We start from the raw sequence: 22,433 nt of genomic DNA on the forward strand, positions 1-22,433 counted from the left end.
GGGCGTCTATCGCACAATACGGGCGATAAACGCTTACTGCGCAACATCGGCGTCTTGTTACGAGGTAGTGCAAGCCCTAGTATTCAGCGAACCGGTAGTACGCTCGACCGTGCTCTGGCGACTTAAATATAAAAATATAAAATCAGGAGACAATGCAATGCCTACCACCATCCGTTCGCGGCGGCCGCGTGCCGTCCCTATCTTTCATGCTGTTCGCAACCTGACGGTTTTCCAGCCGTGCGCCAGGAGTCCAGCATGACGGCCAAACAGACCATCGACGTACAACAGTTCATCGACGACAAACCGTTTTCTCTCTATCAATGGCTGATCCTGGGGCTGTGTTTCCTGATCATCGCGATTGACGGTTTTGACACTGCAATCATCGGCTTCCTGGCGCCGGCCTTGAGCCAGGAATGGGGTGTCGAGAAAGCGGCTCTAGTGCCGGTGTTGAGCGCGGCGCTGGTGGGATTGGCGATCGGCGCGCTGCTGGCAGGACCGCTGGCGGACCGCATCGGCCGCAAGAAAGTGTTGCTGGCGTCGGTCTTGCTGTTCGGTTTCTGGACGCTGATGTCAGCCTTCGCCGGCTCGATCCAGATCCTCACTGCCTTGCGCTTTCTGACCGGCCTGGGATTGGGCGCAGCGATGCCGAATGCGGTCACGCTGATGTCGGAATATGCGCCGCAACGCAAGCGCTCGATGATCGTCAATACCATGTTTTGCGGCTTCACCCTGGGCTCGGCGCTGGGCGGCTTTGTCGCGGCCTGGATGATTCCGCATTACGGCTGGCACAGCATGTTCATCGTCGGCGGCTGCTTGCCGCTGCTGCTCGCACTACTGTTGCTGCAACTGCCGGAATCGCCACGGTTCATGGTGGTGCGGCGCTGGCCGGATAAAAAAATCGCCGACGTATTGAACCGGATTGCTCCTGGCTCGATTACCACCGAGACGCGCTTTACCGTTCCTGAGCTGGTCGCCCTGGCGGGAAAAACCGCGCTGGCGGTGATTTTTTCGGCGCGCTATCGGTTTGGCACGCTGATGCTGTGGCTGACGTATTTCATGGGTTTGCTGATTTTTTATCTGCTGACCAGCTGGATGCCGACACTCATCAAGAACGCCGGATTTTCATTGTCGCAAGCCAGCACCATCACCGCCTTGTTTCCCTTGGGCGGAGTGATCGGCACCTTGGCGGTCGGCTGGCTGATGGATCGCATGAGTGCGCATAAGGCGATTGCGATTACCTATGTGCTGACCGGGATTTTTGTCTACGCCATCGGCCGCGGCACCGGCGACGCCGTGCTGCTCGGCGTGTTGATGTTCATTGCCGGCTTGTGCATGAACGGCGCGCAATCCTCGATGCCGGCGCTGGCCGCCGGTTTTTATCCAACCCAGGGGCGCGCTACCGGCGTCGCCTGGATGCTCGGCATCGGCCGTCCCGGCGGCATCCTGGGCGCAACCATCGGCGGCCAGCTGCTGCAATTCGGCTGGAGTTTGAGCGCCATCTTCAGCCTGCTGGCGCTGCCGGCTTTCGTTGCCGCCGCCGCGCTGCTATTCAAGCATCTCCATTTGAGATCGCGCGGGCAACTCAGCATGGCAGTCTGAGCAACTCTACCTAGCGGCGAAGATCACGCTTCGCTAAGACCCGGTATCGCCCTTTACGCCGATTGAATGGCGGGATGCAGCATGCCCGCCGATTCTTGAGGTATCGCAGCAGCACCTGACTATAAAAATATCTGGAGACATATTTATGAAAAAGGCAATTGTCATCTTGTCCGTTCTCGCCGCAGCTACCAGCACGGTGCGCGCCCAAAGCAGCAACGTCACTATCTACGGCATTGTCGATGCCGCCATTGAGTCCGCCAACAACGGCAAGGATAAATTGAACCGCGTACAAAGCGGCAATCTGAGCCAGAGCCGGATCGGGTTTACCGGCACTGAAGATCTGGGCGGCGGATTGAAAGCCTTATTCACGCTTGAAAACGGCTTCAACGTCGACAATGGCGCGTTGGCCCAGAGCGGCCTGTTGTTCGGCCGCCAGGCCTTCGTCGGCTTGAGCTCCGCGGCCGGCGCCGTCACGCTGGGGCGTCAATATGAGCCGCTGCATTCGATGCACGTCAAGTTCAGCACGCACGCAGTCGGTTTCGGCGATGCCGCCGCCGCCTACGTGCCGGCGCTCGAAGATGTGCGGCTGGACAATTCGGTCAAGTATGTATCGCCGGTCTTCGCGGGTGTCACGCTGTCGCTGTTCTATGCGTTCGGCGAAAATACGACCGTGCCGAACGTTAGCCAGTCCTACGGCAATCTGTTCAACATCCACGCCAATTACGACAACGGCCCCTTGTCTGCCGCGCTCAGCTACGCCTCCAAGAGAAAGACGCCGTCGGTACCGGATAACCTGACCAAAAATCTGGCGGCGGCCGTGTCCTACGATTTTTCTTTCATGAAACCGTATCTGGTGCTCGAAACGGTGCGCAATGATTTCAGCAGTGCGGCGATTCCGGATTACGATTTCTGGTCGGTGGCGCTGGATGTTCCGCTGGGCGGCGGCAGGATCAATTTCAGCTACGGCAGCCTGAAAAATAAAAGCGCTGCCAATGCCAATTCGCGCAGTTACGGCCTGGTGTATGACTACGATCTGTCCAAACGGACTACCTTGTACACCGGCTACTCTCGGGTCAATAACGATGCGAAAGCGAGTTTTGGCGTCGGCTCGGCAAATGGCAACGAAGTCGCAGCCGCCAATCCAGGCGCCGATCCGCGCGCCGTCGTGTTCGGCATACGTCACAAGTTCTAGCAAGAAATTATGCAAGACGGAGCCGCAACGGCTCCGTCCGGTTTGTTCGCGCTTTATAAAAACAGATCCGACTTACCAGATTATTCCTATAGAAAATCTTCCCCGCCCAACGGATGGTTTGATGTCGATGGGCGGTGTTTTGCGCGGGATAACACGGCATTGAGCAATACATCGCGGCCGGCGCCGCTGACGATATCCTGATGCGGATAACCCAGCGTTTCCACCGCCGTGCGTACCGCTGCAATACAGTTGGCGCCGAACGGGGTGGCATGACTAAAATTGCGAACTGGCCGCTAGACGACCTGGACATCGCGCTTCCGTGCAAACAGGTTTTTGAACCAATGCTCGAACTCATCGATATAGGTAAATACCACCGGCACCACCAATAAACTCAAGGCTGTCGAAGTCAGCAAACCGCCGATGACGGCAACCGCCATTGGTTGCCGAAAGCTTGCGTCAGCGCCAAACCCCAAGGCAATCGGCGCCATGCCGGCGATCATGGCGACGGTTGTCATCACGATCGGCCGGGCTCGTTTATGACAGGCGTCCATCAATGCATCGAACACCGACAAGCCGCGGTCGCGCTTGCCGACGATGGTGTATTCGACCAGCAGTATCGAGTTCTTGGTCACGATGCCCATCAGCATGACCAGACCGATCATCGATGGAATATCCAGTTCGCTATGCGCCATAAGCAGCGCCAGGAAGGCGCCGCCGAGCGACAAGGGGATGGCGGACAGAATGGTGACCGGCTGCAGGAAATCCCGGAATAGCAGCACCAGCACGCAGAACACGCACAGCACGCCGATAATGATCGCCATGATAAAGCCGGCGCCCAGCTCCGCCGCTATTTCCGCATCGCCGGTCTGGATCAGCTGCACGCTGGACGGCATCTGCTTGACCGCCGGCAGCGCCTTCGCTGCCGCCAGGGCTTCGCCCAAAGGCATGCCGCCGAGATCGGCGCTGACCGTGACGTAGCGCCGGCGGTCGTATCTTTCGATTTTCGACGGCCCGCTTTCCACCGATAAACTTGCCACCGAGGCCAGCGGCACCAGGCCGTTACGGCCCAGCACATGCAGATTGGCAAAGGTACTCACGCTCTGGCGGTCGGCGTCCGGCATGCTGACATTGATATCAACCTGCCGGTTGTCCAGGTTCAGCTTGGCAAGATTTGCCGAGAAATCGCCGGCTGTGGCGATGCGCACCACCTGGCCGATGGCGGCGGTCGACACGCCCAGTTCGCTGGCGCGCTGGAGGTCGGGCCGGACGATGATTTCCGGGCGTTCCAGGCTGGCGGTGGAACTGATATTCGACAGCGTGCCGACGCCGCGCAGCTGGCGCTCCATCGCCTGGGCAGTGGCCTTCAGCGCATTTTCATTGTCGCCGGCAAGGATCAGCTGCATCTTCTCGCCGGGGCCGCCCGCGCCCACCGTGAAACGGGCGCCCGGAACATTCAGCAAGGCCCGCCGCACAGCCCTTTCGATTTCGGTCTGGACCGGACGTTTGGCGCGATCCGCCAAGGAAAGTGTGAGCGATCCGTTGCGTACTTCGCCGGCCTGAAGCTGGCCGCCGCCGACCACCTGCGACACGCCCACCGTCGTAAAAATATTATCGATGCCGCCGACGCTGCCCAGCGCGCCGCGCGCCCTCTCGGCAGCCGCCAGCGTATTTTTCAGTGAGCTGCCTGGCGGCAGTTCGACATTGACCGTCGTATACCCGCGGTCGGCCGGCGGCATCAAGCCGCTGGAAATGAAGGGAATCAGCGCGACCGAACCGACAAAGAACAGCGTTGCAGCCAGCATGGTGGTCTTGCGGTGTGCGAGACACCAGCGCACCGCATGCAGATACCTGCGCATGATCTTGCCGTCCTGCTGCTCGACCGCATGCTTAGCCTTCAGCAGATAGGCGGCCATCATCGGCGTCAGGATACGCGCCACCAGCAGCGACGTCAGGACAGCGATGACCGCGGTCCAGCCGAACTGCTTGAAGAACAGGCCCGGAATGCCGCTCATCATGGCCGTCGGCAGAAACACCACGACCAGGGTCATGGTGGTGGCAATCACGGCCAGTGCGATTTCCGTCACCGCATCGCCGGCAGCCTGCAGGATAGGCTTGCCCATATGCGCATGGCGCTCGATATTTTCGACCTCGACAATCGCATCGTCGACCAGGATGCCGACGATCACCGCCAGCGCCAGCAAGGTCAAGGTGTTCAGGGAAAAACCGAACCATGCCATGGCGGCAAAGGCCGGCAGGATCGACAAGGGCAGCGCCGAGGCGGCGACCAAGGTCGCGCGCCAGTCGCGCAGGAACCACCACACCACCAGCACCGCCAGGATGGAGCCCTCGTACAGCATATCCATCGAGCCTTCATATTGCTCCTTGGTATAGCCGACGGTTCCCGAAATGCGCGTAAATTTCAAGGCATGGTTGTTGACTTGCAGCTTTTCCAGCGCGGCGGCGACGTTTTTCGCAATCACGGTTTCGTCGTAGCCCTTGGCGCGGAACACCTTGAAGCCAACCACCGGCTTGCCGTCCAATAATGCAATCTGGGCCCGCTCTGCGCTGGCGTCGCTGATGGTCGCGATTTGATCGAGCCTGAGTTTGCGGCCGTTGGCCAGGGTCACCGGAAATGCCGCCAGCTCGGAAGCCTGGCGCACTGTCGCGATCACGCGCGCCGATTGTTCTTCCAGGCCGAACTGGCCGCGGCCGCCCGACGATTCCTGCTGCATATTGCGTAACGCCTGCGAGACGTCGGCGGCAGTCACTCCCTGCGCCGCCATGCGGACCGGATCGACGGCGACACGGACCTGACGCGTCAAGCCGCCCACCCGGTCCATGCGGCCGACGCCTGGCACCGCCAGGATTGCCTTGCCGACCGTATCGTCGACGAACCAGGACAGCGACTCTTCGTCCATATCGCCGGCGCCGATGGCATACACCAGCACCGCATCGCCGCCGACGGTCACCGCGCTGACGGTCGGTTGCTGCAGATCCGTCGGCAATTGGGAGCGCACGCTGTCGACCGCGTTCTTGGCGTCGATCAGGGCATCCGAGATATTTTTCTCCAGCACGAATTCCACCGTGATCTGCACCTGGCCGTCGGTAATCGAGGTACGCAGATGCTTGAGCCCGCTCATGGTGGCCAGCGCGTTTTCTACTTTCCGCGCCACCTCGGTTTCCAGCTGCGCCGGCGCCGCGCCCGGCTGCGTCAAGGTGATATTGACGGTTGGCAGATCGATGTCCGGCAGATTTTGAATCGGCAGTTTATGGAAACCCATGATGCCGGCTATCGTCAACAAGGCAAACAGCAGGATCGCCGGAATCGGATTGCGGATGGACCAGGTTGCGAAATTCATTTGGTCTCCTTCGCTGCCGGCGTTGCACCGGCACTTGGATCGGTACTTGGATCGGTACTGGGATCAGCGCTGGCAACCCGCACGGTATCGCCCTCATTGAGGAAGCCGGCGCCGAGCACGACCACCTGATCCGCTTGCGCAACGCCTTTCACAATCTCGATGTCGGTCCCTTGCCGGCGCCCGGTGACGACCGCCAGCCGCTCCACCTTGTTGCTGCCGTCGCTGCGCAGCTTGAGCACATAAGCATGACCGTCGCGGATGACGATGCTCTGCGCCGGAACCACTAGCGCCGGCGTTGGATCGAGCGCAATCGAACCGTTTGCATACATCCCGGCCCGCACCGCCTGGCCGTCGGCGATATCGGCATAGACCGTGCCGAGCCGCAATGCGCTGTCCAGCGACGGCGCCGTCTGGCGCACCACGGCAGACGCCGTGGCGCCGTCCGGCAACGCCAGCGCCACCCGCTGGCTGGCCGCAATGCGAGCCAGCTGTTCCGCCGTCACTTCGCCGCGCCACTCCAGGCGCCCTTTCAAGATCATCCTGAATAATTCCTGTCCGGTCGACACCACGGAACCGGGGGTGGCGGAGCGCGCGCTGATGACGCCGTCGTCGGCGGCGGTCACATCGGTATAACGCAACTGCAACTGTTTGAACGCAAGTTGCGCGCGCGCCGTCTTCGCCAGCGTGGTCGATTGCAGCACATCCTGGTCGCTGATGCCGCCGCTGCCCTGCAGGGAGATAGCGCGTTTGGCGTTGGCTTCGGCTTGCTCGTAAGCGGCGACCAGTTGCGCCTCTTCGGCGCGCAGCAGATCGGGATTGAGGCGTGCCAGGATCTGCCCTTTTTTGACATGGTCGCCGACATTGACGCGTACCTGGTCCAGTTGATAGCCGCCGATCTGACTGCCTATGATCGCTTCCTGCCAGGGCGCAACGGCGCCGGATGCGTTCAGGGTCTCGGCCCAGCTGACCTGGACCGGCCGGGCGATTGTCACTGTCAGTGCCGGCGTGGTCTGGACCGGCTTTGCTTCGGCTTTTCCGGACTTCACCGTCATGATCACGCCAGCGCCGATCGCAGCAACGGCAAAAGCGATGGCGACGACGACGGCGATGTTCTTGCGCCGTGGGGAGGATTTGACTTGCACTATCGATGGTTCAGACGCATTCATGGATGAGTTCCTGGTGTATGGCTATCGTATTGTTGTGGATTACGGTTGCATGAGTTGCATGAGTCGCGTGAAGAGGCACAGCCGGACGCTAGCTCGGGTTATCGATTTGTCCGGTCGCCTGCATCAGGCTGATCCAGGCTTGTCCCTGGTCGCGTTTGGCGGCAATGAAATTCTCTTCGGCAGTCTGGCGCTGCCGCCTGGCGTCTTCCAGCTCGAACATGCTGATGGCCCCGGCCCGCCACTGCGCCTGGCTGGCGCGGAAACTGCGCTGCGCGGCGTCTACCGCATCCTGCGACGATTTCACGCGCTCTTCGGCCGATGTCTGGAAGGCCAGCGCATCCTCCACGTTCTGCACGACGGTGCGTAAAGTTGCCTGCAATGTCGCGGCCGCTTCCTGGTAGCGCCCGGTCGCGGCATCCACATTGGCCGCTCCGGCGCCGCCGTCGAACAAAGGAACGGTCAACGCCGGCCCTGCCGACCAGCTGGTGAAACCGACGGAATTGCCGACGGCGCGCAGCCACTGGCCGGACAAGGCTGCGCTGAGGCTGATTGCCGGCAGCCGCTGCGCCCTCGCCACGGCGATATCCGACCATGCCGCCGCCAGCGACCGTTCGGCCGACACCAGGCTCGGGTGGTCGCGCAGCACGGTTGCCGGCAGCACCGGCTGGATTGCCGGCGGAGTCGGCATGACATGCGCGACATCGTCAAGAATCTCGCTGCTTTCCTTCGGATCGGCGCTGGTCGCTGGCGGCAGCAGCAGGCCGCGCACCGCTGCCGCCGGCTGTCCGGTCAGCGCCACCAACGCATCGACATTGCGCGTGCACTGCTCCTGCTGGCTGATCCGTGCGGTACGCGCGTTGGCCAGGTTGGTCAGCGCGCTGAATTCCGCCGAAGGTGCGATATAGCCGACCTCACGCCGCTTGCGTGTGAGGGCCAGTTCGGTTTCCCTCGAAGCGATGTCGGCGTCGCGCACTTGCAGCGAATAGGCGCAAGCGCGCAGGGAGAGACTGGTATTGGCGACTTGTGCCGCCAGCGAAAGACGGGCGCCTTGCGCATCCGCTGTCCGTGCATCCAGCCGTCGTTGCGCGGCGGCGACGGACTCCCTTATGCGTCCCCAAAGGTCGATCTCCCAGCTGAAGTCGGCGCCGATGGACGAGGAACTCTCGATCATGGTGGTAGAGCTGCCGACACCCGCGGTGTTCTGGGTTTGTGCCCGCGTAGCATTTGCGCTGCCATTTACCGCAGGCAAGCGCTGTGCATTTGCCACACCGGCTGCGGCCTTGGCCTGGTCTACCCTGGCAACGGCCTGGGCCAATGTAGGGTTGTCGGCAAACGCGGATGCGATCAGGCTATCGATAGCCTGATCGCCCAATTGCGTCCACCACTGACCGGTCGCGGCGACACTGTCCGGCTTTCCGCGGAGCGGCATATTTTCCCAGTCGGCAGGAAGCCGCGACTTGGGCGGCGAATACGCGGGCTGGGTCGCGCACGCCGTCAAGGCCAGAGCAATCGCCGCGACGGCGAACAATCTCATGCGAGATCCGGGTAGTGCAAATAATTTCGGCATATTCGTAGCAATCCATTCCCGCTTTAGCTGGAGCCAATCGGCTCCGGTCATGCCGATCTATATAATAGATCGAACAATCTATCTATTATATGCAGGAATGAGCAGCCGTCAAATTATGTTAGATTGATCACTCTATTTTGTATCTATTTGGTTATCAGGAGACGGCATGCGTAAAATCGACCCGGTTAAACACGAGCAAAAGCGGCGCGATATTCTCGAAGCCGCAGGCCGTTGTTTTGCCAAAGACGGGTTCCGCGGCGCCAGCATTTCAAATATATGCTCTGAAGCGAAAATCAGTTCCGGGCATCTCTATCATTATTTCGTCAGCAAGGAAGCGATCATCGAGGCCATGGCCGAAGTCGGCCTGGAACATGCGGAAGTGCGCTTTCATCATCTGATGAAAAGCGACAATCCCATCGAAGGAGTCATAGCGGAAATCGAGCAAGCCAGCAGCCAGAGTTGCATCGAGCAACGACATCACGCCGACATGCGCGCCAAGAAACAACTGCATCTGGACATGCTTGCCGAAGCCGGCCGCAATCCTGCAATGGCAGAAATTGTAAGAAAGCATTCTGCAAAAATAAACGGCATGCTGGCAACTCTTCTGAGAGCTGCCCAGGAACGTGGGCAGATCGATCAGGCGCTCGATGCAGATGTCGCCGCCGCCCTTTTGCTGGGCACATTTGAAGGCGTCGGCAAGATGACGATCCGCGATCCCGGCCACGATATGAAAAAGGAACTGGATATGCTGACCACGCTGATCAAGCGCTTTCTGGCGCCCGGCTCAAGTAAATAAATCACCGAAAGCCTTGCAACGCATGATTAGCATGGCAGAGGCCGCCGGCAAGGTGCACGGAGACTCAGCCTCAAAAATCACTTGATCGGGATCAAAGTCCCTTTGAGTCTTTCAGCAGTGCCGTCCGGTAAAAAGATATTGGAATACGCGACGTTGTTTTCGAAATCCTCGACATGCACCACATGTTGACCGGCCCGGCGCGACCAATACACCATGAACATCTTCGGACCGACCTGCGTGACGACAATTTGTACCGACTGTGTGTTTTTTCCATCAGGCGAGGTGAACGTCATCTCCGTCTCGGATTTGAAATCGAGCCGAAATTTCTGCTTCCCGAAATCGACTGCATAGGAATGCCCCACCGCAGGAAATGCGCCAACAGCTACGGTTGGCACCGCATGTTCATCCACCGTCACCTGTGCGTGCACCATTGGCAATAACGAGAAGCTGCTTGCTGCCACGAGAGCGGCGGCTGCCATTTTTTTCATGTTTAATCCTCGATTTGAATGCGTTATTACGTATAAACAGACTCTTAACTGCTGCGATAAGCAGCAGCGAATACGGATGACCAGGTTTCCAGCGATGTCGTCGTACTGTTGCCGGCGGTGCGGGTCACGCAATCCTGAATCCGGCGACTGCTCAATGCCATGGCCATTTCTTCAAACTTGTTCGCCACGTCGATAGAAAAACCATTCGCCACCAGCGCTGCCTTGGCATCGGCCGGCGCAGCTTGTACGTAGGGGATGTCCGGTCGCCCGACCGCAGCAGCAAGAATCGATGCACTCTCGCGCATGGTGTAATCGCGATTGCCGAGCAAGTATTGCGCCGACTTGCCGCTGAAGTCCGGTTGCATCAAGGCAGTAGCTGCTGCGAGAGCAATATCCGCCGTACAAACCATAGGAAATGGAACGTCGCCGTCCATCATGTCCGGGAAGACGCCGAAATGCTGCATTGGGCCGATCTTGAACAGCAGGTTTTCCATGAACGACGCCGGTCGCAAATGCAGTACGTCAACGTCGGCCAGGCTATTCAAGCGTTGCTCTTGGCGGTACAAACCTTCAATCGGCCCAGTGCCGTGCGCCAACGTGGCAGCCGCGCTGGAAAGATTGACTACCTTGCTCACGCCGCTAGCTGCAATCGCCGCCGTCACCGCACTACCGAAGCGGTCCACTGCAATCGAGTGACTGGGAGCAGCAAAATTCGGCGGTGTCAACGTGAACAAGACGTGCGTACCTTCCAGTGATTTTGTGAGAAAGGTAACGTCGGCGGCATCGCCAATGCGTGCATCAACGCCAACGCCCGTCAGATTGGCAAATGCGTCGGCGTTTTGTGTGATGGCCCGTACAGGTGCGCCCTGCTTGACAAGATGTGCGAGCAGTTTGCGACCGATCTGCCCATTGGCTCCGATAATGACGTACATGATGCTGGCTGGCTCCTAGATTGTTGAAGAAAGTAGTGAAGAAACAGTGGCCTACCTCCTTGACAATCAATCGTAAGGAAAACTAAGCCCGCCGGAGATCAGGTCTGGCGGCGACACCACGATTTGCCTCGACCCGTTCTGGAATTGACCAACCTCATGGCCCGATATTCCCTGGAATTGGACCTGCAAGACCCGTGGCTCTGCCCACTCACCATTGACGCCAAAGCTGATAGCGCCCATGACGGTGTGAAAGGTAGTGTCTCGTGCGTACGCCGAGAGGCTTGCGTCGTCGAAGCCGCCGGTGGCTTCGACAGCCTGAGCCACCACCTGCATTTGAGCGTAGGCGAGCGGCGCCATGTAATGTCCGAGGAGGTCGACGCCAGCCTCGCTAGCTCGCGCTTGATAGGTATCCAGCAGTTCCTGCACGCCTGGGAACATCATCTTAGGGACTGGCGCCCAATATTCGTAGTTCACGAATCCATTGAGCAGCGGGCCGAGCGTGGTTTTCACTGCAGCGTTCTGAGGACCGATCATGGCGCCGCCGACCATCTTCGGGCGGAACCGATGTTCTCGGATGGTTCGTACGAGACCGATCGAGTCAGCCAGGTAGGAGCAGAGAAACAGCAAATCGCAAGCGCTTTCGGCGACTGCGTCGATGACAGGCGCAAAATCTTCGGTCGTCAGCGGATAAGTGGCTTCATGGACGATCTGGAAGCCATACTTCTCGGCATTGGCCTTCCCGCCGAGTATGGGATTGCGCGAGAATTCAGCGTCCGCAGACACGAGCGCCACGGTTACCGGCCGGGGGCTCTGCTCTGCGGCGAGGGCAAAGAATCCCTCGGTAAGCGCGGCATTCGGGTCCGGTCCTGTCGGGATCATGGCGAAGTAGTTCGGATAGGCAAGCGCGTTGTTGACGCCGAGGCCCATTAACCCGACGAAAAAGCGCTGCCGCTCCATGATCAACGGCATCGCCGGCAAAATGGTGTTGGTGCCGTAACCGCCGATGACGAGATCGACCTTATCTTCATCCATCAGCCGCTTGTAGAGGCCGGGAACAAGTGAAGCGTCCGCATGATCGTCATAGCAGACCAGTTCGACCGGTCGGCCGAGCAGCCCGCCCCGGCGGTTGATGTCCTGCCGCCAAATAGCATGGGCAAGCCGCGCCGACAGGCTGTTGCCCGCGACCGGACCGGTCAGCGACAGGCAGTACCCGATACGGATGGGCGCTGACGCAGCAGGCACCTTAGGCACCCGATCCAGCGCGGCTGGCGAGAAGCTGCAATTCCCAGGCCAAGGCGACACCGCTGGCGCCGCCATGCTCGAGAACGACGCTCGCGACGCCAGCGGCTGTATTCTCGCGCGCCCAATCACGCTGCCATTCGCCCAACACGGCAAGCCAGGTGATCGGCACCGCACCGGCGGCGACCATGCGGCGCACGGCCATGTCATGGGCTTCCAGCGTGACTCCGCCCGAGGCGTCGGTGACGATGAACACGTCATATCCATCGGCAAGCGCCTGGATCGCTGGCATGGCGAGGCAGATCTCGGTATAGAGCGCAGCCAGCACGAGCTGCTTGCGTCCGCTCTTCTTCACGATGTCGACGACTTTCTCGTCCTGCCAGGTGTTGATGAAGGTGCGGTCAATTGGCTTCTGGTCAGGGAAAACATCCTGGAGCCCCTTGATCAGATAGCCTCCGCGTTCCTCGATCACCGTGGTCAGGATCGTCGGCACATTAAAGACTTTTGCCGTCTTGGCAAGGCCGATGACGTTATTGACGATCGTCGCCGGTTCGTGGCTGTTCAGATTGGCGAACTGGTAGGGTTGATGGTCGATCAGTACGAGGATACTGTCTTCGGGGCGAAGCAGGGCTTCGAGGCCGGTCTTAGGCATGAGGTTCCTTTGGTGAGCAGGCGCTTAAGCGCCAATGGGATCGAGAAAAACATAGAGGGCGTGGATGAGGCCGCCCTCGAAAAAGGCGACATCCGTACCGGTGACGACAACCTTGCCATCGGGCGGACCGGAGCACCATTGCAGGCGCCCGGCACCATGGTGACCGACAGCCCTGCCAGCCGCGCTGAAGACGAAGTCCCGCGGCAAGCTGGCAAGCAGCTCAGTCACCGCTTCGGAGATCGCGGCATGGCCTTTGACAGAGGCCTGCGGTTCGTACAGCACGGCGTCTTCGGCATAGAGTTTGCGAATCGCCTTGATGCGCTGCTCTGCGTCGCGCTCGCCGAACACCCGTGCGAGGTTTGTCTGCATCAAGCTGTCATAGTCGATGGCGGCGTCCGATGCCGTCCGACTGGCCGCAGTTTGCACTGCGGCTTCGTCCGGTGCAGGTACGGACTTCTGTTGATTGATCATATCCACCTTTCAGGATGAGGATTCCGGAAGGCGCGTGTCGTGAAACGCTCAATACGGTTTCACTCGCCTGCCTGGAGGTGAATATGATGTCATGCCGCTTTGTGGAAGGCACTGTTCGATTCTGCGATTGCCAGTCTGAATCTGCTACAAGGAGGTGATGGAGGCGATCAATTTTTCCGGTCGTACCGCCATGCTGCCGGCGTTGCGCCAGTGAACTTGCGGAACGTCCGCCCGAAATGCACTGCATCGGCAAAGCCGGTGGCTTCGGCCACTTGGTCGAGCGAAGCGCGGGTGTCGATCAGCATCATCTGCGCACGCCGGATGCGGGCGTCGAGCTGCCAGCGATAGGGCGCCATCCCGGTCGAGGCCTTGAACGCCCGGCTGAAGTGCGCCTGCGACAGACCTGCCATCGTCGCCAGGTGGGCGAGCTCGACACGCTGAGGCAGGTGCGCGTCCATATACTCGACGATACGCCTGAGCTGCCAAGGGGCGAGACCCCTGACGTTTGCGCCGGCTTCCAATGGGTGGGCGAAGAGTCGCGCCGTGATCGCGGCGGTCAGTCCGTCGCCATAGAGTTGCGTCGACGGATCAAGGTCGTCCATCACTTCAGAGAGCAGCCTTACCAGCGTCCAGACGCGATCATCGGCAAAACGCAGCCGCGGCGTGGCGACCGCATCGGCGTCGAATTCGGTGGCCAGCCGCTCGCTCAGCGCCGGGAGATCGAAGGTCAGGGTGGCGTCCTTCACGAAGCGCGTATTGGCGCCGTAGCCCCATACCTCCATACCGGCCGGCGCGAAGTCCATGTGCCTGGGCGTGTAGCCGATCGGGCAGGGTTGGTTCTCGCGCAGACGCGGCTCGCAGTGACTCCCGACCTCTTCCAGCAGGACGCTAAGACGGGTTTCAGTCTCGTGACCCAGGTGATGAACCACTCGGCCCGCGCAATGAAATTCGGCGACATCAATGTGCACGCCATTCCATGTGCGCTGCGACACCGACAGGTTCAGCACGTTCTCGGGCAAGGGGGTCAGGCGGTCGACGCGGGTCGGCATGAATGGTTGCTCCGAATGCTAAGGGGAGATCGCGTATCGCGATTTGCAGTCCAATGAACTAATATTTTAAGCGCTGTTCCAGCGAGCAGCATGCGAATTGTCATCGGCCATGCTTAATGTCTTGAAACCATGGAGATATCTTTCGTTAATCATACCGTGATTGAATATTTGACGAACGACGATTCATAAATCGCCGAGACTCCTTTGTGATGACTAGACATCTGATTCCCTTTAATGAGGGACGGCATGTTAACTTGGTCCTCACGAGTGATCAAATTGACTGGGTCAAAATTTCACGCAAACGGACAGAGGTATGCCTTAAGGAAAGAAATAACAACTTCAAAAAAACAAAAAACGCAGCCTTTTCAGGGGCTGCGCTCATTTTGTTTACAAATATAAAAACGTATATCCTAGAACGGAATATCGTCATCCATATCCGAGAAATTCGGCGCCGGCCGCGACGCTGGCGCCTGCTGGCGGGCTGGAGCCGCCGGGGCGCCGGTATTTTGCTGGCGTGCCGGCGGCGCGCTGCTGTAACCGCCGTCGTCCATAGGCGCACTGCCACCCGCGCCTTGACGGCTGCCGAGCATCTGCATGGTGTCGGCGATGATTTCGGTGGTGTAGCGTTCAGCGCCATCCTTGTCTTGCCATTTGCGGGTCTGCAGACGGCCTTCGATGTAGATCTGCGAACCTTTTTTCAGGTACTGGCCGGCGATCTCCGCCAGCTTGCGATAAAAGGTAATGCGGTGCCACTCGGTTAATTCTTTTTTCTCGCCGCTATTCTTGTCTTTCCAGCTTTCCGTAGTGGCTACGGCGATGTTGGTGACTGCTTCGCCGTTCGGCATGTAGCGTGTTTCCGGGTCGCGGCCGAGATTGCCGACGATGATGACTTTGTTGACCGATGCCATGTGATGCTCTCCTAAATGCTCATATCTTGAAAATGCGTTGAAAACCGCGCTTGCTGTACCGTGCCCAAGGCGCTTGCTGTCTGATGTTGCTCGATGTGGCCTATCGGTGTTGCACGTTGTGCACTACGCTGCCGCCGTAGCCGATGAATGGCCCCGACGCGGCAAATTTTTCATGCTGGATGCGATTATAAGCCAGCACAGGGTCGCTGCCGCGCCTAATATGAAAACCGAAGGCGCACCCGCATGCTGTTTAAGCAATCCGCCTAGCGCGCCGCCGCAGAACAAGCCCAGGGCTTGCATGGTGTTGTAGACGCCCAGCGCCGCACCTTTGGCAGCCGGCGGCGCGATGCGCGACACCAGCGACGGCAGGCTGGCTTCCAGTACGTTGAAAGCAATGAAAAATCCCAGCAGCAGCACGACCAGCCACTGCCAATGGATTGTTGCCATGGAGAACGTCAGCAGCAGGCCGAGTTGCACAGCCAGCAACAAAGCCACGGCGGCCACCATCACTTGCTTCATCTTGCCCTGCTTCTCGCCGACAAATACCGGCGGCAGCATCAGTACAAAAGAAGCCAGCACCACCGGCAGATAGATTTTCCAGTGCGACTCCAGCGGCAAATCGGCGTATTTGACCAGCGTCGCCGGCATCACCACGAACATCGCCATTTGCGTCATATGCAAGGCGAATACGCCGTAGCTCAGCCGCATCAATTCGCCGTTGCGCAAGATCTCCGACCATGCCACGCGCCTGGCCTTGACCATTGGCGCCGAGGGCACCAGCCAAACCACCACTGCAATCGCAGCCAGCGACAACGCACCGGTCATGGCAAAGATACCGCCCATGCCGACCCATTCGTACAGCAGCGGCGAAATGATCAGCGACAAGGCAAACGTCAAACCGATCGAGCCGCCAACCATTGCCATCGCCTTGGTGCGATGCTCTTCCCGGGTGGAATCGGCGATAAAGGCGGTCACCGCGGCCGAAATCGCGCCCGCGCCTTGTATCGCGCGGCCGATGATGACCCAGTAGATATTGCCGGCGGCGGCGGCAATGAACGATCCCAGCGCAAATAAAATCAGGCCGATGACGATGATCTTCTTGCGGCCGTATTTGTCGGAGGCGACGCCAAACGGGATTTGTCCGAACGATTGCGCCAGGCCGTAAATTCCCATGGCGAGGCCGACCAGGGCCGCGCTGTCGCCGCCGGGCAAGGTTTTAGCATGCACTGAAAACACCGGCAAAATCAAAAACAGGCCGAGCATGCGCAATGCAAATATCGAGGCCAAAGCGCCGCTGGCCTTGACTTCGGCGCGGCTCATGCGGCTGCCGGCGTCATTATCGAGAGTGGGGGATGAACTATTCATATTGAATATTTACAGGTCATGAAATCAGAACTAATGCAAACCAGTTGAGGACAGAGTAATTACGCTTGTCGTGAAGGCGGTACGACGACGAAGATCGAAGCCCGTTATAGTATCAGGGAATAGAATGGCCGGAACCCGCATGGGTATTGGGTCTACGCAAAATTTCCCTAATATCGATGCTGAATACCGTAATTTATTTGCGTGACTTGGTGGTTTTGTTAGGTGAAGATTAGACGCTTTTTTCTAAAAAATGCACCACCGATTTTTGATTTCCCGCAGACTTTCGACGCCAACTACCACCATCAAACTGTCTCAAGCTCCCCCCTTGATGGCAATCCCGCTCCTGCAATGCCAGCCCAGTTGCACAAATAAAACTTGCTATACTTGCATCAAATTGAAAATAACGTATAATTACAACTTTACACCATGTGTAAAGTTGCACATTTCGATTAACACTGATAATATATACAGCACATGGAAGTTAAATTCAAAGACCATGTACATGATCGTTTGGAGACAGATGCTGGCTTTACTGCTGGCTTTTCGACTTCGATTGTGACTATGTATCGAAAGCGTTTGCAGCTAATTCGTGCGGCAGCCGACGAGCGCGCATTTTACGCATTGAAATCTTTGCATTTTGAAAAATTGAAGGGTGATCGAGCTGGACAATACTCAATGCGCCTAAACGATCAGTGGCGCCTCATCATTGAACTTGTGACAGATTCAAATGGTAAAACGGTCGTCGTTATTGATATTGCAGACTATCACTAGAGGAGAAAAAAATGGGTGCTCGCATCCCTGCCGAAATTTTCCCGCCTGGAGAATTCTTAAAAGACGAACTTGAGGCTCGAGGCTGGACCCAAGTTGAGTTTGCAGACATTATTGGTAAAGATACTCGGCTTATTAGTGAGGTGATTAGCGCTAAACGCTCCATTACACCAGAAACCGCTATGGCATTCGGTGCTGCACTTGGTACAGGCCCTGAGTTTTGGATGAATCTTGAAAGTCAATATCAACTTTCCAAGGTGCGTCCAAACCAAAATTTCATAGCAAGAAAAGCCGAGCTTCATAGCAAGTTTCCCGTTCGAGAAATGGTAAAACGAGGGTGGATTGAGACGAACAAGAACATTGAAATTCTGGAGATGCAAATATTTAGCTTCTTCGGTATTTCTTCAGTTGATCAAACACCGTCCTTTTCTCATGCAGCAAAAAAAACGTCATATGTTGACGCGACAATGCAACAAATTGCATGGCTTTGCCGTGCTCGCAAAATCGCGGAATCAGCGCCTTCAGAGAAATACACTGAAGCTAAAATCCAGCAAGCGATAAGCGATCTTAAGAATGAGCTTGAATTCGTGGACGGAGCCCGCAACGTTGCGTCTATCTTAGCCAAAGCAGGGGTTAAATTCGTAATTGTTGAGTCCCTGCCTGGTTGCAAAATCGATGGTGCATGTTTTTGGTTAGATAAAAATACTCCTGTTGTGGCCTTATCTCTTAGGTTCGATCGCGTTGATAATTTTTGGCACTCTTTACTTCATGAGCTCGATCACGTTAAGCACAAAGAAGGGATGTCTAGTCCCATTATAGATGTGGATATCTTTAGTTCCGATGGAACGAAAATGCCAGATATCGAAATTCGAGCGAACGAGGTCGCAGCTGAAACATTGATTTCAAAAAAAGAGATGGATGGTTTTATCGCAAGGGTAAATCCCATGTTCCATGACGAGCAAATAATTGGCTTTGCGAAAAGAATTCATGTTCATCCGGGGATAGTGGTTGGACAACTTCAGAACAGAAAATTAATTCCGTATAGTTTTCATCGTAAGCATCTTGAGAAAATTCGGGAATATTTAACTAGATCAGCTTTAACAGATGGATTTGGACACATGATTAACGATTGATAGAACAAACTTCGTTGAGGATTGAAATGACTACAAAAAATGAATACCTTCAGCAGCTAATTCCCTTATATCAGGCTGCTGGTAATAAATGGCCTGCGACAACAAGAGAGGTTGCACAGTGGGCAATAATTACTGGTAAATGGGCGCCTCACCCGTCAGCGATAGTCAGCCAGTGTGCGGAGGAAATCGCGCGGGCGCTTCGAGATGAATACGTGACGGACGAACAAGGACGAAAGGTTCGTACTAAGCACGCAGCAACCTACTCAGAAGGGCCGGAACAATTTGTTTTGTGGGATGACATTAGAACAGCGACGCCTAAACATATGCGACTCGCATTTCAGCAGCGCCGACAACAAATCCTCGGTGACTGTAAACAGCTGAAAAATGATGTTGACAGCTATAACGAAAATAGAAGCCCTGTTGAACCAATTCAAATCATTTTTGATTTTGGCGTAGACTTAGAGGAACTGCAATACGCAAGAATGGTTTCTACTAGAAAACCGAAATATGTGATGTAAGCCGTTGAAAGATTTTGGTCACGTTTGATCCCTACTATTAGCCCGCCCAACGCGGGCTTTTTCATTCCCATCCGATTTCATAATCGTTTTATCAAATAAGATATTCATATCTCGCATAAGCAACGGCCACGCAAGACAGTCGGAGCAAACTCAAAAATCCTGACCCTGATATAGTGTCAGGTTGATCCATTTGATGTGGCATTGACGCGCTCGGCTGACGCCAGACCAAAACCCCGCTCGCGAGCCACCTTAGACGTGAAAATTGCAATTCCAACAAGCCAACACGGCCTTAAACTTACGCTGAAAGCTGTAGATGGACAACAAACGGGAAGAGATCCGCATCCGGGGTGCGCGTACGCATAACCTCAAGAACATCAATCTGGATTTACCACGCAACAAACTGATCGTGATCACCGGCTTGTCCGGCTCCGGCAAATCGTCGCTGGCATTCGACACGCTGTATGCGGAAGGCCAGCGGCGCTACGTCGAATCGCTGTCTTCCTACGCCAGGCAATTCCTGCAGTTGATGGAAAAGCCGGATGTCGATCTGATCGAAGGTTTGTCGCCGGCGATTTCGATCGAACAGAAAGCTACGTCGCACAACCCGCGCTCCACCGTCGGCACGGTCACCGAGATCCACGATTATCTGCGCTTGCTGTATGCGCGGGTCGGCACGCCATATTGCCCGGACCATCCGGAGAAACCGCTGGCGGCGCAATCGGTGTCGCAGATGGTGGATGCGGTGCTGGCGATGCCGGAAGACACCAAACTGATGATCCTGGCGCCGGTGGTGGCCAATCGCAAGGGCGAACATGTCGACCTGTTTGAACAAATGCAGGCGCAAGGTTTTGTGCGCTTCCGCATTCAGAGCGGCACCGGCACTGCCAAGATTTATGAAGTCGACGATCTGCCCAAACTGAAGAAGACCGAGAAGCACACCATCGATGTGGTGATCGACCGCCTGAAAGTAAAGGCAGACGTCAAACAGCGGCTGGCGGAAAGTTTCGAAACCGCGCTGCGCCTGGCTGAAGGCCGCGCAATTGCGCTGGAAATGGATAGCGGCGCCGAGCACATGTACTCCAACAAGTTCGCCTGCCCGATCTGCGGTTATTCGCTGCAGGAGCTGGAGCCGCGCCTGTTCTCTTTCAATAATCCGATGGGCGCCTGCCCGGAATGCGACGGCTTGGGCCATATCGAATTTTTCGATCCCAAGCGCATCGTCGCCTTCCCTAACCTGTCGTTGGCCAGCGGTGCGGTCAAGGGCTGGGACCGGCGCAATCAGTTCTATTTCCAGATGCTGACCAGCATCGCGGCGCACTATGATTTCGACATCGATGTGCCGTTTGAAAAATTGCCGGAGAAATCCCAGCAAGCAGTGCTGTACGGCTCGGGCCGCGAAACGATTCCGTTCAGCTATGTCAACGAGCGTGGCCGCACCGTCATCAAGGAACACACGTTTGAAGGCGTGGTCAACAATCTGCAGCGACGCTATCGCGAAACCGATTCGATGGCGGTCAAGGAAGAGCTGGCCAAGTTCATCAACGAAAAAGAATGTCCATCCTGTCACGGTGCGCGGCTGCGCGTCGAAGCACGCTTCGTCAAGGTCGGCAACGGCAAGCAAGAGAGAGCCATTTACGAAATCGCCGCGACGCCTTTGCGCGAAACTTTGTTCTTCTTCGAGAAGCTGAAACTGACCGGCGCCAAGAAAGAAATCGCCGACCGCATCATCAAGGAAATCGTCTCGCGCCTGACCTTTCTCAACAATGTCGGCCTCGATTATCTGTCGCTGGAACGCAGCGCCGACACTTTGTCCGGCGGCGAAGCGCAACGGATCCGGCTGGCCTCGCAAATCGGCTCCGGCCTGACCGGCGTCATGTATGTGCTGGATGAGCCCTCGATCGGCTTGCATCAGCGCGATAACGACCGCCTGATCGAAACCCTGCGCCATCTGCGCGACATCGGCAACAGCGTGCTGGTGGTGGAGCACGATGAAGATGCGATCCGCACCGCCGATTATGTGGTCGATATGGGCTTGGGCGCTGGTGTGCACGGCGGCGAAGTGATCGCCGAAGGTACGCTGGATCAGATTCTGAAAAATAAAAAATCGCTGACCGCCAAATACCTGAACGGCACACTGAAAATCGCAGTGCCGGAAAAACGCACGTTGGCCGATCCTGAGCGCCAGTTCATCATCACCGGCGCCACCGGCAACAACCTGAAAAACGTCACGATGAATTTGCCGGTCGGCTTGCTGACTTGCGTCACCGGCGTTTCCGGTTCGGGCAAATCGACGCTGGTCAACGATACCCTGTATCACGCCGCTGCACGCCATTTGTACGGCTCGCAAGCCGAACCGGCGGCGCACGAATCGATAGGCGGGCTAGAGCATTTCGACAAAGTAATCTCGGTCGACCAGGCGCCAATCGGCCGCACGCCGCGTTCGAATCCTGCGACTTACACCGGCTTGTTCACGCCGATCCGCGATTTGTTCTCGACCGTGCCGATGGCCAAGGAACGCGGCTACAACGCCGGGCGTTTCTCGTTCAACGTCAAGGGCGGCCGGTGCGAAGCCTGCCAGGGCGATGGCGTGATCAAGGTTGAGATGCATTTCCTGCCGGACGTGTATGTGCCTTGCGACGTCTGCCACGGCAAGCGCTATAACCGCGAGACGCTGGAAGTGCAATACAAGGGCAAGAACATTACCGAAGTGCTGGGCATGACGGTGGAAGAAGCCTATGAATTCTTCAAGCCAGTGCCGGTGATTGCCCGCAAATTGCATACGCTGCTGGATGTCGGCCTTGGCTATATCCGTCTCGGTCAAAGCGCTACCACCTTGTCCGGCGGCGAGGCGCAGCGGGTCAAGCTGTCGCTGGAACTGTCGAAACGCGATACCGGCCGCACCCTGTATATCCTGGACGAACCGACCACCGGCTTGCACTTCCATGACATCGATCTGCTGCTGAAGGTGATCCACCGTCTGCGCAATCAAGGCAATACCGTGGTCATCATCGAGCACAATCTGGATGTCATCAAAACCGCTGACTGGCTGATCGACCTGGGGCCGGAAGGCGGCGCCGGCGGTGGCCGTATCATCGCTACCGGTACGCCGGAACAGGTGGCGGCAAACGAGGCCAGCGTTACCGGTAAATATCTGGGACCATTACTGCATAAAAAATAAGCCGCTGCATAAGCAGCCATTCCACAACGGCAACCGCCCGGCCTGAGCGCAGC

The 22,433-nt window shown here is 57.3% G+C and carries 18 protein-coding genes; 7 read left to right on the top strand and 11 right to left on the bottom strand.

Going from position 1 to position 22,433, the window contains the following annotated elements; translation table 11 throughout:
- Positions 1 to 255: 255 nt before the first annotated feature.
- Positions 256 to 1,599 (top strand): MFS transporter, encoded by a 1,344-nt coding sequence (locus KHU33_RS02965; protein WP_211461021.1) that lies wholly within the window; start codon positions 256 to 258, stop codon positions 1,597 to 1,599.
- Positions 1,600 to 1,744: 145 nt separating this feature from the next.
- The gene (locus KHU33_RS02970) at positions 1,745 to 2,791 is read left to right on the top strand and encodes a porin (protein ID WP_211461022.1); all 1,047 of its coding nucleotides are present in this window, start codon (positions 1,745 to 1,747) and stop codon (positions 2,789 to 2,791) included.
- 293 nt (positions 2,792 to 3,084) lie between these two features.
- Here KHU33_RS02970 and KHU33_RS02975 read toward each other — a convergent pair whose 3' ends face one another.
- From KHU33_RS02975 to KHU33_RS02985, 3 genes are all read right to left on the bottom strand, one after another.
- Entirely contained in the window at positions 3,085 to 6,150 is a 3,066-nt protein-coding gene (locus KHU33_RS02975; RefSeq protein WP_211461023.1) for an efflux RND transporter permease subunit, read from the bottom strand.
- Positions 6,147 to 7,316: an efflux RND transporter periplasmic adaptor subunit gene (locus KHU33_RS02980; protein WP_211461024.1), complete on the bottom strand. Its 1,170-nt coding sequence runs from the start codon at positions 7,314 to 7,316 to the stop codon at positions 6,147 to 6,149. The genes KHU33_RS02975 and KHU33_RS02980 overlap by 4 nt, the downstream gene beginning before the upstream one ends.
- A gap of 88 nt (positions 7,317 to 7,404) precedes the next feature.
- Positions 7,405 to 8,850 (bottom strand): efflux transporter outer membrane subunit, encoded by a 1,446-nt coding sequence (locus KHU33_RS02985; RefSeq protein WP_230414016.1) that lies wholly within the window; start codon positions 8,848 to 8,850, stop codon positions 7,405 to 7,407.
- A gap of 199 nt (positions 8,851 to 9,049) precedes the next feature.
- Between KHU33_RS02985 and KHU33_RS02990 the strand changes: the two genes are divergently transcribed.
- The gene (locus KHU33_RS02990) at positions 9,050 to 9,679 is read left to right on the top strand and encodes a TetR/AcrR family transcriptional regulator (RefSeq protein ID WP_211461026.1); all 630 of its coding nucleotides are present in this window, start codon (positions 9,050 to 9,052) and stop codon (positions 9,677 to 9,679) included.
- 77 nt (positions 9,680 to 9,756) lie between these two features.
- On the opposite strand, the gene KHU33_RS02995 is transcribed toward KHU33_RS02990, so the two are convergent.
- The 8 genes from KHU33_RS02995 to KHU33_RS03030 all read right to left on the bottom strand — a co-directional run bounded on the left by KHU33_RS02995 (position 9,757) and on the right by KHU33_RS03030 (position 16,783).
- A complete protein-coding gene (locus KHU33_RS02995; protein WP_230414017.1) occupies positions 9,757 to 10,167 on the bottom strand; it encodes a MoaF-related domain-containing protein in 411 nt (136 codons plus the stop codon).
- Between the two features lie 44 nt (positions 10,168 to 10,211).
- A complete protein-coding gene (locus KHU33_RS03000; RefSeq protein WP_211461027.1) occupies positions 10,212 to 11,099 on the bottom strand; it encodes an NAD(P)H-binding protein in 888 nt (295 codons plus the stop codon).
- Positions 11,100 to 11,165: 66 nt separating this feature from the next.
- A complete protein-coding gene (locus tag KHU33_RS03005) occupies positions 11,166 to 12,341 on the bottom strand; it encodes an amino acid ABC transporter substrate-binding protein (RefSeq protein ID WP_211461028.1) in 1,176 nt (391 codons plus the stop codon).
- Position 12,342: 1 nt separating this feature from the next.
- The gene (locus tag KHU33_RS03010) at positions 12,343 to 12,990 is read right to left on the bottom strand and encodes a hydrolase (protein ID WP_211461029.1); all 648 of its coding nucleotides are present in this window, start codon (positions 12,988 to 12,990) and stop codon (positions 12,343 to 12,345) included.
- Positions 12,991 to 13,014: 24 nt separating this feature from the next.
- The gene (locus KHU33_RS03015; RefSeq protein WP_211461030.1) at positions 13,015 to 13,461 is read right to left on the bottom strand and encodes a nuclear transport factor 2 family protein; all 447 of its coding nucleotides are present in this window, start codon (positions 13,459 to 13,461) and stop codon (positions 13,015 to 13,017) included.
- A 167-nt stretch (positions 13,462 to 13,628) separates the two neighbouring features.
- Positions 13,629 to 14,510, bottom strand: coding sequence for a helix-turn-helix domain-containing protein (locus KHU33_RS03020; protein WP_211461031.1), 882 nt, complete (start codon positions 14,508 to 14,510; stop codon positions 13,629 to 13,631).
- Between the two features lie 410 nt (positions 14,511 to 14,920).
- Positions 14,921 to 15,418: a single-stranded DNA-binding protein gene (gene ssb / locus KHU33_RS03025; RefSeq protein WP_211461032.1), complete on the bottom strand. Its 498-nt coding sequence runs from the start codon at positions 15,416 to 15,418 to the stop codon at positions 14,921 to 14,923.
- 123 nt (positions 15,419 to 15,541) lie between these two features.
- Positions 15,542 to 16,783 (bottom strand): MFS transporter, encoded by a 1,242-nt coding sequence (locus KHU33_RS03030; RefSeq protein WP_407928240.1) that lies wholly within the window; start codon positions 16,781 to 16,783, stop codon positions 15,542 to 15,544.
- Positions 16,784 to 17,257: 474 nt separating this feature from the next.
- On the opposite strand from KHU33_RS03030, the gene KHU33_RS03035 reads away from it, so the two are divergent.
- The 4 genes from KHU33_RS03035 to uvrA all read left to right on the top strand — a co-directional run bounded on the left by KHU33_RS03035 (position 17,258) and on the right by uvrA (position 22,380).
- The gene (locus tag KHU33_RS03035; protein WP_211461033.1) at positions 17,258 to 17,554 is read left to right on the top strand and encodes a type II toxin-antitoxin system RelE/ParE family toxin; all 297 of its coding nucleotides are present in this window, start codon (positions 17,258 to 17,260) and stop codon (positions 17,552 to 17,554) included.
- 11 nt (positions 17,555 to 17,565) lie between these two features.
- Positions 17,566 to 18,684, top strand: a complete 1,119-nt coding sequence (locus tag KHU33_RS03040; RefSeq protein ID WP_211461034.1) for a HigA family addiction module antitoxin — start codon at positions 17,566 to 17,568, stop codon at positions 18,682 to 18,684.
- Between the two features lie 26 nt (positions 18,685 to 18,710).
- Positions 18,711 to 19,202, top strand: coding sequence for a hypothetical protein (locus KHU33_RS03045; RefSeq protein ID WP_211461035.1), 492 nt, complete (start codon positions 18,711 to 18,713; stop codon positions 19,200 to 19,202).
- A gap of 313 nt (positions 19,203 to 19,515) precedes the next feature.
- Positions 19,516 to 22,380, top strand: coding sequence for an excinuclease ABC subunit UvrA (gene uvrA / locus KHU33_RS03050; RefSeq protein ID WP_211461036.1), 2,865 nt, complete (start codon positions 19,516 to 19,518; stop codon positions 22,378 to 22,380).
- Positions 22,381 to 22,433 lie beyond the last annotated feature (53 nt).

The sequence above is a fragment of the Collimonas silvisoli genome, assembly GCF_018305005.1.
Lineage (GTDB): Bacteria > Pseudomonadota > Gammaproteobacteria > Burkholderiales > Burkholderiaceae_D > Collimonas > Collimonas silvisoli.

What these genes read in the sequence shown, in the direction of transcription:
- KHU33_RS02965 (WP_211461021.1), top strand. Translation starts at nt 256, where the DNA reads ATGACGGCCAAACAGACCATCGACGTACAACAGTTCATCGACGACAAA.
- KHU33_RS02970 (WP_211461022.1), top strand. Translation starts at nt 1,745, where the DNA reads ATGAAAAAGGCAATTGTCATCTTGTCCGTTCTCGCCGCAGCTACCAGC.
- KHU33_RS02975 (WP_211461023.1), bottom strand. Translation starts at nt 6,150, where the DNA reads ATGAATTTCGCAACCTGGTCCATCCGCAATCCGATTCCGGCGATCCTG.
- KHU33_RS02980 (WP_211461024.1), bottom strand. Translation starts at nt 7,316, where the DNA reads ATGAATGCGTCTGAACCATCGATAGTGCAAGTCAAATCCTCCCCACGG.
- KHU33_RS02985 (WP_230414016.1), bottom strand. Translation starts at nt 8,850, where the DNA reads ATGAGATTGTTCGCCGTCGCGGCGATTGCTCTGGCCTTGACGGCGTGC.
- KHU33_RS02990 (WP_211461026.1), top strand. Translation starts at nt 9,050, where the DNA reads ATGCGTAAAATCGACCCGGTTAAACACGAGCAAAAGCGGCGCGATATT.
- KHU33_RS02995 (WP_230414017.1), bottom strand. Translation starts at nt 10,167, where the DNA reads ATGAAAAAAATGGCAGCCGCCGCTCTCGTGGCAGCAAGCAGCTTCTCG.
- KHU33_RS03000 (WP_211461027.1), bottom strand. Translation starts at nt 11,099, where the DNA reads ATGTACGTCATTATCGGAGCCAATGGGCAGATCGGTCGCAAACTGCTC.
- KHU33_RS03010 (WP_211461029.1), bottom strand. Translation starts at nt 12,990, where the DNA reads ATGCCTAAGACCGGCCTCGAAGCCCTGCTTCGCCCCGAAGACAGTATC.
- KHU33_RS03015 (WP_211461030.1), bottom strand. Translation starts at nt 13,461, where the DNA reads ATGATCAATCAACAGAAGTCCGTACCTGCACCGGACGAAGCCGCAGTG.
- KHU33_RS03020 (WP_211461031.1), bottom strand. Translation starts at nt 14,510, where the DNA reads ATGCCGACCCGCGTCGACCGCCTGACCCCCTTGCCCGAGAACGTGCTG.
- ssb (WP_211461032.1), bottom strand. Translation starts at nt 15,418, where the DNA reads ATGGCATCGGTCAACAAAGTCATCATCGTCGGCAATCTCGGCCGCGAC.
- KHU33_RS03030 (WP_407928240.1), bottom strand. Translation starts at nt 16,783, where the DNA reads ATGAATAGTTCATCCCCCACTCTCGATAATGACGCCGGCAGCCGCATG.
- KHU33_RS03035 (WP_211461033.1), top strand. Translation starts at nt 17,258, where the DNA reads ATGGAAGTTAAATTCAAAGACCATGTACATGATCGTTTGGAGACAGAT.
- KHU33_RS03040 (WP_211461034.1), top strand. Translation starts at nt 17,566, where the DNA reads ATGGGTGCTCGCATCCCTGCCGAAATTTTCCCGCCTGGAGAATTCTTA.
- KHU33_RS03045 (WP_211461035.1), top strand. Translation starts at nt 18,711, where the DNA reads ATGACTACAAAAAATGAATACCTTCAGCAGCTAATTCCCTTATATCAG.
- uvrA (WP_211461036.1), top strand. Translation starts at nt 19,516, where the DNA reads ATGGACAACAAACGGGAAGAGATCCGCATCCGGGGTGCGCGTACGCAT.